Source organism: Allobosea sp. 05T438, from assembly GCF_056396025.1.
Genome location: NZ_JBFTKQ010000002.1, coordinates 1 through 11,406 on the forward strand (window position 1 = coordinate 1; position 11,406 = coordinate 11,406).

At 61.4% G+C, this 11,406-nt stretch carries 16 protein-coding genes; 2 read left to right on the forward strand and 14 right to left on the reverse strand.

The features are described 5' to 3' along the window. Nucleotides 1-151: 151 nt before the first annotated feature. Nucleotides 152-547 carry a hypothetical protein gene (locus tag AC1DIN_RS03725; protein WP_476808724.1) on the reverse strand — a complete coding sequence of 132 codons (396 nt, stop codon included), beginning with the start codon at nucleotides 545-547 and terminating at the stop codon, nucleotides 152-154. Nucleotides 548-719: 172 nt separating this feature from the next. Between AC1DIN_RS03725 and AC1DIN_RS03730 the strand changes: the two genes are divergently transcribed. Beyond that, nucleotides 720-974, forward strand: coding sequence for a DUF7696 family protein (locus AC1DIN_RS03730; RefSeq protein ID WP_476808725.1), 255 nt, complete (start codon nucleotides 720-722; stop codon nucleotides 972-974). A 385-nt stretch (nucleotides 975-1,359) separates the two neighbouring features. On the opposite strand, the gene AC1DIN_RS03735 is transcribed toward AC1DIN_RS03730, so the two are convergent. The 7 genes from AC1DIN_RS03735 to AC1DIN_RS03765 form a co-directional block, all read right to left on the reverse strand. Beyond that, nucleotides 1,360-1,794 (reverse strand): hypothetical protein, encoded by a 435-nt coding sequence (locus AC1DIN_RS03735; RefSeq protein WP_476808726.1) that lies wholly within the window; start codon nucleotides 1,792-1,794, stop codon nucleotides 1,360-1,362. Next, a complete protein-coding gene (locus tag AC1DIN_RS03740) occupies nucleotides 1,791-2,255 on the reverse strand; it encodes a Panacea domain-containing protein (RefSeq protein ID WP_476808727.1) in 465 nt (154 codons plus the stop codon). Before AC1DIN_RS03740 ends, AC1DIN_RS03735 begins: the two co-directional genes overlap by 4 nt. 151 nt (nucleotides 2,256-2,406) lie before the next feature. Next, a complete protein-coding gene (locus AC1DIN_RS03745) occupies nucleotides 2,407-2,628 on the reverse strand; it encodes a hypothetical protein (RefSeq protein ID WP_476808728.1) in 222 nt (73 codons plus the stop codon). A 713-nt stretch (nucleotides 2,629-3,341) separates the two neighbouring features. Further along, nucleotides 3,342-3,689 carry a hypothetical protein gene (locus tag AC1DIN_RS03750; protein ID WP_476808729.1) on the reverse strand — a complete coding sequence of 116 codons (348 nt, stop codon included), beginning with the start codon at nucleotides 3,687-3,689 and terminating at the stop codon, nucleotides 3,342-3,344. A gap of 7 nt (nucleotides 3,690-3,696) precedes the next feature. After that, nucleotides 3,697-3,870 (reverse strand): Pam3-gp28 family putative phage holin, encoded by a 174-nt coding sequence (locus AC1DIN_RS03755; RefSeq protein WP_476808730.1) that lies wholly within the window; start codon nucleotides 3,868-3,870, stop codon nucleotides 3,697-3,699. Nucleotides 3,871-3,897: 27 nt separating this feature from the next. Beyond that, a complete protein-coding gene (locus AC1DIN_RS03760) occupies nucleotides 3,898-4,200 on the reverse strand; it encodes a hypothetical protein (protein ID WP_476808731.1) in 303 nt (100 codons plus the stop codon). A 47-nt stretch (nucleotides 4,201-4,247) separates the two neighbouring features. Continuing rightward, entirely contained in the window at nucleotides 4,248-5,048 is an 801-nt protein-coding gene (locus tag AC1DIN_RS03765; protein ID WP_476808732.1) for a peptidoglycan-binding protein, read from the reverse strand. Nucleotides 5,049-5,132: 84 nt separating this feature from the next. On the opposite strand from AC1DIN_RS03765, the gene AC1DIN_RS03770 reads away from it, so the two are divergent. Next, nucleotides 5,133-6,941 (forward strand): acyltransferase family protein, encoded by a 1,809-nt coding sequence (locus AC1DIN_RS03770; protein WP_476765430.1) that lies wholly within the window; start codon nucleotides 5,133-5,135, stop codon nucleotides 6,939-6,941. 60 nt (nucleotides 6,942-7,001) lie between these two features. Here AC1DIN_RS03770 and AC1DIN_RS03775 read toward each other — a convergent pair whose 3' ends face one another. From AC1DIN_RS03775 to AC1DIN_RS03800, 6 genes are read right to left on the reverse strand one after another with little or no spacing between them, the layout of a single operon-like run. Then, nucleotides 7,002-8,015, reverse strand: coding sequence for an acyltransferase family protein (locus AC1DIN_RS03775; RefSeq protein WP_476765431.1), 1,014 nt, complete (start codon nucleotides 8,013-8,015; stop codon nucleotides 7,002-7,004). Between the two features lie 31 nt (nucleotides 8,016-8,046). After that, the gene (locus tag AC1DIN_RS03780; RefSeq protein WP_476808733.1) at nucleotides 8,047-8,910 is read right to left on the reverse strand and encodes a hypothetical protein; all 864 of its coding nucleotides are present in this window, start codon (nucleotides 8,908-8,910) and stop codon (nucleotides 8,047-8,049) included. Then, complete coding sequence (locus AC1DIN_RS03785; RefSeq protein WP_476765433.1) at nucleotides 8,907-9,104, reverse strand: hypothetical protein; 198 nt, start codon at nucleotides 9,102-9,104, stop codon at nucleotides 8,907-8,909. Before AC1DIN_RS03785 ends, AC1DIN_RS03780 begins: the two co-directional genes overlap by 4 nt. Nucleotides 9,105-9,111: 7 nt before the next feature. Then, nucleotides 9,112-10,272, reverse strand: coding sequence for a glycine-rich domain-containing protein (locus AC1DIN_RS03790; RefSeq protein WP_476808734.1), 1,161 nt, complete (start codon nucleotides 10,270-10,272; stop codon nucleotides 9,112-9,114). 14 nt (nucleotides 10,273-10,286) lie between these two features. Continuing rightward, complete coding sequence (locus AC1DIN_RS03795) at nucleotides 10,287-11,066, reverse strand: DUF2612 domain-containing protein (RefSeq protein WP_476808735.1); 780 nt, start codon at nucleotides 11,064-11,066, stop codon at nucleotides 10,287-10,289. Further along, entirely contained in the window at nucleotides 11,053-11,406 is a 354-nt protein-coding gene (locus AC1DIN_RS03800) for a hypothetical protein (protein WP_476808736.1), read from the reverse strand. Before AC1DIN_RS03800 ends, AC1DIN_RS03795 begins: the two co-directional genes overlap by 14 nt.

An 11,406-nucleotide genomic window follows, 5' to 3' on the forward strand; every position in this document is an offset into this window, starting at 1 on the left:
CGATCGACGTCCTCGCGCGTCACGGGGCCATCCCGGAGGAATTCGAGGAGCAGATCCGAGCGCTATGAAGCGAAATCCGCGCCGCGCCTACGACAAGGACGGGAAGGAGATCCAGCCGGCGACGGTCGGATCGGAACGCGCCCGCGGATAGCTACTTCTTCATTTGACGATACGCGTCGTCTGCTTGGTCTCCGACCGGGTCGCGCTCCTCGACCTCGAATTCCCGGCACTCGAAAAGGGGGATATCCATCCACGGCCCCGTCGCCTGAAGGCCGCGAGATTCAGCATTGCTGATCACAGCGGAGATGAGGTCGTCGGCCGCCTTGGCGATCGAAGCGATGTTCGCGTTGACGCCGGCCGCGTCTGCCTCGTCCAACTCACCCGTGTTCCGGATGCTCGTCACGTCCGCGAGCCGGTCGGCAAAGGCGCTGGCGAGCAACTGGACCTCGTCGACCTTGTCGACCCATCCTCGAGTTGCGCTGTAGGCGCGATAGGTTGGCAGAACGCGGAGATCGAGGACGCCCTGACGCTCATCGTCGCGCGGCATCGGCCGGCCGCTGATGGTATCCGAGGGTAGGCCCGATCGAAGAATTCGCTGGGCACACATGACGCAACTCCCACTCGACGGAGTCGAGAACGGGATCACGGTGGAATCGTTCCTTGGTCGCCCGGGCTCTGCTGGTCTACCCCGGGGCGAAGACTAACCGCGATTCGAGCCGATGCCCTACCCGCCTGACAACCCGCCCACGAAGTTTTCCATCCTCGCCGGCCGCGAGGTCTCGACCTGGTCCGAGGAATGGAAGCACGAGTGCGAGGTCGCGTTTCTGGCGAGCCTGCCGCTGGCAAAGCGCAACCAGGCCCTTGATGGTGAGAAGGACGGCATGCGGGGCATGAAGAGCATTCGGGGCGACGCCGCAGTGGCTCGGCTGCGAACCGAGATCGATCGCTACGCGGCGTTGAAGGCCAAGGTCTGACCCCCAAGGACAATATCCGGGGGGTCGGTGGAGAAGATAGCTTGGCCTTGCAATCGTGTCGGGCTGCCATGACCCGAGAACAAAGATCAGGAATGGCGCGGCTGATGCTTCGTTGGCCCGATAGGAGGTTCCAACTCCAGCGGGCTGCCGGGTCTCGGATTGCTGAGCTTTATGGAAGCTACGAGCTAGCATCGGTTGCCGCCCTCCACTGGGCCCAGCAAAAAGCGCCTGGGGCTGCTGCCATTGCGGACGACTATCGACGCATCGTCATAGAACTTGAGCATGAAATCGCGGCCGCCCTAACCGGATAGCCCCAAAGGCAAAAAAGCCCGGCCCCGCTGAAGCGAGACCGCGTCAGAATTGTGAGCCACTGGAAGCTTCCGGCTTAAAAGCCTAGTCGCTTCTTGGCATACGCCGAGACTGCGTTGGACATGACACCGCCCAAAAGCAACGATCCAACCTTCTCGGATTGACGCGGCTCCAGGAAATGCAATTTCTCCGGCGTCATGAGGTGCCAAAACCAACACACCCCAGCAATTACGATGGCAACGACGGCCAGCCAGAAAATGATGAGAGTGGCCCAGGAGACCGCGTTGCGGAAGCTCTCGTTACGTCGATGGTCGTTTCTAGCGGCATCCTCTTCGAGACTGCCTGCGGCAATCGAATGCGCCTCAGAGACCGATTTATCGTCGGTCGGTAACGGGTCAGGGACCTTTGCGACAGGGATATCAACGGGGCGGCGCTCGCCAAGGCGCTCTCGCGCCCGGCGCAAGCGCTCGATCCGAGCGGCCTGATCCTGATCGCCAGGAATCTCCGTCACGCGCCGGCACGCTCCACGGCCAAGCGCGTGTAGTATTCTTCGATCAGGTCGTTCGAGATGACGGTGCCCATGCACCCTTCGGTCCAGGTTTCCGCCCAAGGCGTCCCTGGCTTGTGCGTCAACGACGACAGCTTGATGCCACTCATGCTGCCATAGTGATCATAGGTCTGACGCAGAACCTGCTCCTCGATGGGGAGTAAGTCATCCTGGCCCACCCGCACCGAAAGCCGCCCGGTGACAGGCTGATCGCGATAGCCTTTCACCTCGTGGTAAACTCGTGGGATCACGGGCCCGTACTTCCACGCCTCGATACGGTCTGTGATCAGGGGAACGCCATACAATCCGAGCATCCAGCCGTGTGAAATATAGACCAGTTTCAAAAGCTGCATTGGAGTGACCGTATCGCCAGCGGCGTCGGCGAGATCGAGGATGCGGTTTGCGATCATGTTCGCGTCGTGCACGATTTGCTCCTCCTCTCTTCTTGGTTTAGCGCGTGATAGATTCGCGCATTTTCTCCAGTGTAGCATGGCATTTCTGATTAACGAAAACGCTGATCGGTCTGCCGTTGCGATCAACGCGGTGCCCCGCCGGCCGAAGCCAGCGGGGCCGAAATCATGCAGCGGCAGATTGCCGGTATCGCTCGATGACCCGCCGTCTCAGGTCATCTTCGTCTTCGGCGACATGCACCAAGGCCGCCACGATGTAGGCCAGCCGGATGCGCTCCTGCTCCTCACACGCGTGGGGAATGATCGATCTGATTTCGTCCCACGCAGCCTCCAGCGCCGCGCAAGCCCGCGCGAGATCAGTGGGGTCACTCAGCGACGAAAAAGGCATGTCTCCCTCCCTCCAAAAGGACACCTGCAGAGCAGGATTTTGGGAGAGGCAGTTAGGTTTTCAATATCATTTGACAGCCCGGAACTCGGGGCGGCGGTTGTGCCGAGACCGGTCTGAGGAACAGACGATCTCGGCAGCAAGTTGCCTGAGTTTATAGGACGCTTCGGCGAGAACGTCGCCAACGATGGCTACAATGCCGGATTCATTCTCGCACACGGATTTCGCCGCGAGCGAGATAGCGACAGATGCTGAACTCGAGCTCGGCGCGCTCCCGCCCTCTGGGCGAATCCTCGGCCGCAATCTCAAGGCGTCGCAAGCGCTCAAGCGCCTCGCGAAATTGTTCGGGGGTTTCGATGGGTTCCGAAGTCGGGAAAATGCGGCTTTGTGTCGAGTGTTGCATCGTCATCCTCCAACGACGATACGCGTTGCAGATAGGCGGGGGCGTCAAAGGAAGCCGCGCCCTGGGGTGACGCTGACGCGGCTCCCTGCCGCCTTCCGAGGATGGCCCCCTCACGCCGATGAAGGATTTCAGCGGCGTTCGAAAGCGGCACGAATAAAATCGCTTCGCGACCTTCGGGTTTCGCGAAGCGACCTTGGGTCGCAATTATGCAACAAAAAAAGGCCCGATCCCCTTTCGGAGGCCGGGCCAAGTTTAGGGAGGAAGCCGGTTAGGCCGGCAAGTCCATCTTGCGGCGGTCAGCCACTTGATTTCGTCATGGTGGCTTGAAGCCGGTGCGTCCCCGCGGCGAGTGGCGATTCTCGATCACGCGATCCAGCCGCTCGTTGATGCTGCCGACGTCGCTTTGGACATCACGCACAAGGTCGAGCACCTGACCAACCTGCTCGCGCAGACCAACCTTGCTGACATAGTGCTCGGCGACGTGGAGCCGATGGGACGCGAGGTCGGTCGCGACGACATCAGCCTTGCTTGAAGCCCCCGTCGCGGCGGCAAGCGCCTCGGTGCGAGCTCGGCTGACGATCGCCTCGATGCGCGCCCAGATGGCCCCGAGCGCGCCAAGAACCGTGATGATGAAGACGACGAGTTCCGAGGTGATCGTCATCTTCGCCTCAAGCCGCCCGCTTGCGGTTCCAGTAGGCCCACCACGCTACGCCGGCCAGCGAGAGCACCGCGCCCGTCGCCGTCGCGGCCATCTCCTCAGTGAGGATGCCCTTCGAGACCAGCGCGCCGGCGCCGATCTGGAGGAGGATGCGCAGGAGCTGCTGTGCAGAATCCCAGTTCATGTCGATCTCCGTGGTTCTGAGAATGGCTCAGCCGCGCTTGGCGGCCTCGATGGCCTGAAGGGCCTTGATCGTCTCGCCGATCGCGATGGCGAGGTCCGCGGCGGTGCGGGGCGGCTTGGCGCAGAACTGCGCGAGCACGATTTGCCCCTGCTGCGCCGCGGCACGCACCGGCTCCGGCGCGAACAGGTCGACGGCGAGCGCTGCTGCCTGGAGATCGGCGCAGCGCGCGGACAGACGGTCGCTGGTTTCAGCGATCCTGCTGTCGAGGGTCTGGCAGCCGGCAAGCGCCAGCGCGCCCAAGGCGCCGAGCGCCAGGACGATACGTTTCATGATGGTGCTCCGATGTGAGGGAAGCGGCGAACCCGGCCGCTGCGGGATCAGGGTCGAGCGGCTGCGATCGCCGCCATGAACTGCTGGTAGAAGCCGGCGATCTCTTCCCAGTGGTCGGTGATGTTGACCGTACGGCGCGCGTTCATCAGGTCGTCAGGGCCGCCTGTTGGCAGGTAGAAGGCCAAGCCCCTGCCCTGCCCGTTCCAGCGGCCGTCCAGCAGCCCGGCAAACATCAGCTCCGCGGCGAAGACAGGATCCAGGGCGCGATCGGGATCCGCGGCGATACCTTCGCGTTGGTAGTTGTCGAACCACGTGAGCTGGACGATGCCACGCCCGTAATAGACATGGCCCCACGGTCCGGTTGGCTTGCTATAGCCCTTGTTCGGATAGTGCTTGTCGACATAGGCGCGGGCCTCAGCGTCGGTCTGCTTGAAGCCCTCGCGCACCGGGACCATGCCGGCTCCGACCTCGCGGCGCGCAGTCGCCAGACCATAGGCCAGCGTCTTGTCGCGACCGTCGCCGGTCTTCGCGAAGCCGTCGAGAATGCCCTCGATGCCCTTGACCTGACCGGAGGACAGCGACGTGCCGAACATCAACGCCTTTCCGGATCGCAGGAAGGCGAAGAATTTCGAGCGGTCGAGGCCTCCGGCCGGCTTCGATTGCGGCTTGTCCGCGATAGCCGCCTTCAGCGCGGCCTCGGTCCTTGGCCCGACGATGCCGTCGACATGCAGACCGTGCGAAATCTGGAACGCCTGAACGGCCGCCTTCGTCTTCGGGCCAGGCTTGCCGTCCACACCAAGCGAATAGCCGAGCGCGACCAGCGCCCGCTGAACTGCGGTCGTGTCCATGAAATGCTCCAGATGTGAAAAAGCCCGCGCGAGGCTGGCAAGTGAACGTTCTGTTGCGGCTAGAGGCGTGCTAGTGCGTCACGCATGAGCGCACGGATTCCGGCTATCGACGGCCTTAGAGGCATCGCCATTCTATTGGTGATCTACCAGCACTTGTTCGCGGGGGCGGTCATGGACGCCGTTCGATCGCGCTTCGGCACCTATCCCTGGGTTATTGGCAACGGCTGGATGGGCGTCGGACTGTTCTTCATCCTCTCTGGTTTCGTGCTGGCGCTGCCGTTCTTCGCGAGCGACAGGCCCTTGGAGTTTTGGGGCTTCGTTCGTCACCGAGCGAAGCGCCTGTTGCCCCTATTCCTGATCATGTGCGTGGTCAGCTTCGCCTTCACCCTTCACAAGGGCGCGCCGGACATCTTTTCGTTTCTGGTTACAGCCTCGACGCTGAACCTGCTGATCCCGTCCGAGTTCTTCCCGACGATCAACGGGCCGTTCTGGTCGCTAGGGATCGAAATCTGGTTCACGCCCTTTCTGCCCGTTCTGATCTGGTCGATGAGAAAGCATGGGCCACTCCGCGCGCTGGCTGCCATCGCGCTCGCTGCGTTCGTTGTTCGCTGCGTCGGGGCATATGTCCCGTTCATCAACGTGCATATCAATCCGGTCAAAGATTCCGTCTTTGCCAGGATGGATGACTTCGCTGTTGGAGCGGTGCTCGCTTGGGCTTTCGCACGCGGCAAGCTCCCAGCATTAGGACTTCGGCACGTAGCTATTGGCTTGGTGACGATGGCCTTCGCCGGCTTCCTATGGGACCTGAGAGTTCAACAATTGATGCCGCGCGGTCTAACCGCTGGCTTCAATGTCATCCAACAAATTGGCATCGCGATACTGATCGTATCGGCGCTGAACATCCGCGGCCGCTTTGCAGAGATCTTGAGCGTCTGGCCGCTGCGGATACTCGGGGCGATGTGCTTTTCAATCTACTGTTGGCATGCCCTGCTGCTGTCCCCGCAAATCCAAGGAACGCCGTTCGATTTGCGCATGCAGCTATCGTTCTGGCTGGCGTTGCTGTTCCTCTCGGCTGTCACCTACCGCTACATCGAGTTCCCGACCATTCCGATCCGCAAACTATTTCTTCTCGAAACCAACCGCCCCAACTTCGCCCGGTTGGGTGGCGCTGTAACGGCGGCGGCCGCCGCCGCTGCCCTGTGGCCATCCACCGAGCCGGCCCGAGCAGTCCCGGCCACTCAAGAGTCGTCTGCTCCCCAGCCTTCTCCCGACCAATCCGCTTCGGTGCTTCAAGACGGGACATATAAGAGCAAGGTCGAGAACTTCCACGGCCGACCTCAGGTCGACAATGCGATAGTCATGCTTGGCGACAGCATTACTGACCTGGGCGCGTGGAACGAGTATTTCCCCGGAACCGCGATCCTGAACCGCGGCATCAGCGGCGATACGACTGTCGGCGTGAACGCCCGGCTCGACGAGGTCACCGCTCGCAAGCCTCGCGCGATCTTTCTCATGATCGGGACGAACGACATCTTCTTCGGGGCCGAACCGAGCGTGGCGGCACGTCGTCTAGGCGCTATCCTGTCGAGGCTGAAATCCGACCTGCCTCAAACTAAGGTATTCGTGCAGAGCGCGATCCCAACGCGGCGCGGGCCGCCGTTTCAAGCTCTTCCCGGCGATGGCCTTCTTTCAAATGACCGGATCCGTTCGTATAACGAGCAGGCCCAGCATGAGGCTAAAATCAGCGGTGCCGAATGGCTCGACATAGGGGTGCTGTTGAGGGGCAAGGACGGCGCTCTGGCGGAGAACCTCACCTATGACGGTATCCATTTGAATGCAGCAGGATATGCTGTTTGGGCAAAAGCAATTCGCGGCCTAGTCGAAACAGGATGAACGCCGCCGCGTCGATGCAATAGAATAACGCGAGCCAAGGCGGGTCGAGCGCTGGTCGCTCTAAGTTCTGGCCAGCCGGACCGACTTCAGTTTTTCGATTGGCATTTCAATGCCGACACGCAACGCGATGCCGGCCAATATAGCGCACCCCGCAACCACAAAAGGATGCCAAGCCGGCATTACCAAAATCACGGCGTAATGGATCAGATAGATCGGGTAGGAAAGCTCCCCGATCGCCCTGTCCGCTGACGAATCCTTCGTCAAGTTGAACAGTGTCGGAACCGTTGCAGCGGTCAATCCGAATAGAGCCAGCGTCCGCCAATCCACCCCGAAGATCGACAGCGACGGCAGGATAGGGAAAAGGAACAATAAGGAGAACAGACCGAGCGAAGCCCATTTCGGAAGAAATACTCGGCTCGCATAAAGCCGATGAATGAGTATGCCTAGCAGGAAGAAGACCATCTCAAACGGCAAGAAGCGATAGGCCCATGGGTCATTCCACAACCCCATCTGCGCGGCAAAGACACGAGCCAAGACCGCTCCCCCGCACGCCGCCAGCAACCAAGTCGTTCGCCACCGGACCAGCCACGGAGCCATAGCGTAGAAGGCGATCTCCAAGCTTAGCGTCCACGCAACAGGAATCACCATGAGATGATGCGGCTGATAGTCGGCTGCCGCGAATGCCTCACGCGCTGAAATCACGCCGCCGACGTTCTGAATAAAGAGAAGACCATCCAGACCAACAATGAATATGTTGGACAGGAACGCCCAAACCTGCACCCAAGTGGGCAAGCCTTGGGCAACAGCGAACACCGAACCGCCCATGACCAGTAGGGTGACTCCAAGCGCCACCCAATAGCCTGGCATTAGGCGAAACAGCCGCGCACTCCAAAAGGCTCCGAGGTCGGCTTTTCCTGACGGTAGGCGATACTTCCCTGTCAGAACCAGCGACATATAGAAACCGGACAGGATGAAGAACACCTGCACCGCTAAAGACGCGCTGATCATCGGGCCGCTGGCTCCCCAGGCCGTGTGCCTGAAGACCACCGACATAGCTAAAAGAAAGCGCAGCACTCCCATCCGCTGGCCGTATCATGCCGTGGGCCTAAGGCAAAGGCGCAGGCCAATACATCCGGTGCAGGTCGATGAGCGTCCCGTCGAACCATGCATCGTTCGCGAAGCACCAAGTCGATTGGTCACCCGTGAGATAGGTGAAATAGACCTTCCCATTCCATTCGATGAAATCGACATCGGAGTTGTTTGTGCCCTCACCCGCATCTGGCGACATCAGGTTGTGATAGGCATCAAGGCCGGGTCGTCCGTGGAAGTCTTCAATGGCACAGAAGTCATTCGTGCGCCCCATAACGCTCTCGAATGACCCACCATTGTTCCACATGTAGGAAACGAGATAATATCCGTTTTCAACGTAACGGATCGTCGGGCAGGCTGAGTAAAAGTCTCCATGGCATAGGCCACCGATGGGGGACCACGTAGCTAGATCGGGGCTTGAGATAAACCGAATGCTGAACGGCACTTCGTCATCCGTCTCAAGCGCTATGACGTAGCCGTGCGGTCCATAAGTTGCGCTGGTGTTGTAGACCTTGCGGTCGACCGGCACGGTGTAGACGACCCACTCCGCTCCTTCCCAAGCCCACGTGTTGGTGTTCACCTCGCAGGCGACAACCTGGTTACCAGCGGAAGCGGTGTCGGTCGTCGTGAAAATGATGAGCCGGCCGTCCTCCGAGACCAGAGCGCAGCCGAGGAAGTGCGCCGAGGACAGCAGCGCCACTTTATAGAAGACGTCTTTTGTCGGGTCATACTTATCGATGCGGATGCCAGATCCCGTCGTCGCGGCCCAGTCTCGGCAGAATGACGCCTTGTACAGATCGCCGCCCAAAACGAACGGCGTTGCCTCCCACGCAGGGATCGGCCGCTTCTTAACAGACGGGTTGGTATGATATTCGCTCACTGCAGATCTTCCCCCGGAAGCTTAGGCTCTTGGAATTTTCCGTCTTCCTCGATCCAGCCCGGCTCGACCTGATCTCCGCATGAAACAAATTGCTCCGAGACTGCAGGATGGAAGCAGTCTTCGATCTTGAAGCCCTCCGGTACGGTAAAGACTTCAACGACTTGACCGTCGCCGACGCGCGCGTGTTTGCTCATGGCTGCCTCAATATTCGATGATGACCATGCCGTCGGCACCGTCCTGAGCGTCTGAGACAACCGCGGACACGCCAGACGAGCCGCCGCCGGGCTGCATGCCCTTGAAGCTATTTCCAACGGTAATCGGAGTTCCTGGCGTGTTGAACGCGCCACCGCCCGCTGAAGCGATGTAAGCAGAGCCGATAATATAGCTGTTTGCCGCTTGCTGACCGAGTTGGTTGATCTGGCCGCCTGTTCCGGCGCCGACGGTCGATGAAGCGGTTGCGGCGTAACTTGTATACCCGGTGTTGCCACCACCGCCGCCAGTCGCAGAAAGCAGCGACCCGACCGAAGACGTTCCGCCTGCCTGGCCGTTAGTTCCGAATCCGGCAGACGTGCCTTTCGCGCCGCCGGCGCCGACGATGATTGAGAGGATCTGACCGGGAGTTACGCTGTAGACGCCTTCAGCGTAGCCGCCGCCATTGCCGCCAGCGCCAGACCCTGATGTCGCGCCCGCGATGAGCGCGCCTCCACCGCCACCCGCGCCCCAGACGCGGGCCCGGATCTTGAAGATGCCAGCCGGCACGGTCCAGTTCGTGGTTCCCGGCGTAGCGTAGACAGTCACCGTGCCCGGCGCGCTTTGCGTGATGCCGGCCATCTGGATCGACGTGCCGTCGTACATGCCGCGGAACACGGCGCCCGCGACGAGATCGGAGGCCTTGAGCGCAGCACCGCCGGGACGGACGATCGGCTTGGTGCCGGTCAGGCCTGTGACAGCGAGAGTTGCTGCGCCCGTGTTGGTCACGCCAACGATGAAGTTGATCTGAGAGCCGACTAGCCGTGCCCAGGAGACGGGCTGCGGATCGAGGGTGACGGTCAGCGCGTTGGCCGTTCCGCCGGCAGTACCGCCCCAGTTGATGTCGCCGGATTGCAGCGCGCGTTCCAGCCCCAAAAGCAGGGCAGCCGCGTCACCGTTGTCGAGCGCGTCGCCGCCAGAGTGATCGGCCACAAGCTGCCCAATGACGGACGCGATGAACGCAGCCTGGCGCCACGTCTTGTTTGCCAAGGCCGAGCTCGCAGTACCCGCAACAACGCCTGCCAGACGCGCGGCCGCAGCCGCATAATCCGCCTGCGAAGTCACGTTCGCTCCGCCCGCCGTTGCCCACGGCAGGAATTCATTCGTTGCCATCGATGTCTCCGGGATCAGGAAGTGAAGTATGCAGGCGGGGCGCCCCAAGCGCCCGTGTCCCAGCCGGCGATAAACTCGTTCTGCACGTCGAAGCCGAAGAGCGGGCCCGCGACCGTGGTGATCAGGTAATCCGCCCTCACCCCTTCAGGCTTGAGTGGCAAATACCCCTGCGACAGAAGCGCAATGAAGAGAGCCGACGGGATCAGACCAGCCACGCCGAAGGTGATCGTCATGTCCTGGTTGTCGACGACGAGGATCGTCGTCTCGCCGTCAGGGAACAGGATCTCAAGCGCGGCTTTCGCGCTCGGCAGCGTGCCGTCCCAGTTGTTCGCTGCGATCTTGGCCCGCAGGAGCGTGCGATAGGTGTCATCATCGAGCCGAGTGATACCGGCCGGGGTATCGTACTGCGGCTGATACCAGACGCCCTGATCCCACCCCTTGAAATTGGCGTCCCAGGAGAACCATGCGTTCGCGATCGGCACCTTGACGAAGCGGGTCCGCCCTACCCACTCGCCGACCTGATCGAGCTGGACGCCGATCGCTTGATCAAGGTCGAAGTCTAGCGGCAGATGCTGCAGGAACGCCTGTTGAGCCACGATTGGCTCAACCAGCGCCTTGATCATCGCAGTGAACTTCGGCTTCCCGCGATGATAGCTCGTGATCAGGTCGAGATATTTGTCCGCGGTTGGCGGTTCTGGCTCGGGCGGGGCCGGCGCGATCGGCCCAACATAGTCGGCCGTCAGCCAATCGACATCGGCGGTCGGATCGAGTGAGTCCGCCCTAGGCCACGACATCACCGATCCTCAAGAAAGGCTCACCACCCGCCCAGACCGGATCCAGACGCGCTCCCGCGAGGCTGACATCGCCGCCGACGATGTGCCCTGTCTCGCGCTCGATAGCGGCAACCTCGCCGGGCTGATCGGGCAGCGTCGTCAGCAGCCAGAAGCCGGGCTCGATCGCTCGCGGCGTCTCGACCACGGGCATGCCGCCTTCGTCAGGCTCGCCATAGACCGCATCGGCCGTCACCAGCACGACAGCCAAAACATCGCCGGTCCAGCCCTCTTCACCATGCAGACCAGGCAGCAGGGCGATGGCCGCAGCCTCGTCGTCGAAGCGAAGGAGGTAATCGCGCAT

Excerpts from the sequence above, each read along its gene's own strand:
- AC1DIN_RS03725 (WP_476808724.1), bottom strand. The coding sequence starts at position 547 with ATGCCGCGCGACGATGAGCGTCAGGGCGTCCTCGATCTCCGCGTTCTG.
- AC1DIN_RS03730 (WP_476808725.1), top strand. The coding sequence starts at position 720 with ATGCCCTACCCGCCTGACAACCCGCCCACGAAGTTTTCCATCCTCGCC.
- AC1DIN_RS03745 (WP_476808728.1), bottom strand. The coding sequence starts at position 2,628 with ATGCCTTTTTCGTCGCTGAGTGACCCCACTGATCTCGCGCGGGCTTGC.
- AC1DIN_RS03750 (WP_476808729.1), bottom strand. The coding sequence starts at position 3,689 with ATGACGATCACCTCGGAACTCGTCGTCTTCATCATCACGGTTCTTGGC.
- AC1DIN_RS03755 (WP_476808730.1), bottom strand. The coding sequence starts at position 3,870 with ATGAACTGGGATTCTGCACAGCAGCTCCTGCGCATCCTCCTCCAGATC.
- AC1DIN_RS03760 (WP_476808731.1), bottom strand. The coding sequence starts at position 4,200 with ATGAAACGTATCGTCCTGGCGCTCGGCGCCTTGGGCGCGCTGGCGCTT.
- AC1DIN_RS03765 (WP_476808732.1), bottom strand. The coding sequence starts at position 5,048 with ATGGACACGACCGCAGTTCAGCGGGCGCTGGTCGCGCTCGGCTATTCG.
- AC1DIN_RS03770 (WP_476765430.1), top strand. The coding sequence starts at position 5,133 with ATGAGCGCACGGATTCCGGCTATCGACGGCCTTAGAGGCATCGCCATT.
- AC1DIN_RS03785 (WP_476765433.1), bottom strand. The coding sequence starts at position 9,104 with ATGAGCAAACACGCGCGCGTCGGCGACGGTCAAGTCGTTGAAGTCTTT.
- AC1DIN_RS03790 (WP_476808734.1), bottom strand. The coding sequence starts at position 10,272 with ATGGCAACGAATGAATTCCTGCCGTGGGCAACGGCGGGCGGAGCGAAC.
- AC1DIN_RS03795 (WP_476808735.1), bottom strand. The coding sequence starts at position 11,066 with ATGTCGTGGCCTAGGGCGGACTCACTCGATCCGACCGCCGATGTCGAT.
- AC1DIN_RS03800 (WP_476808736.1), bottom strand. The coding sequence starts at position 11,406 with ATGCGCGATTACCTCCTTCGCTTCGACGACGAGGCTGCGGCCATCGCC.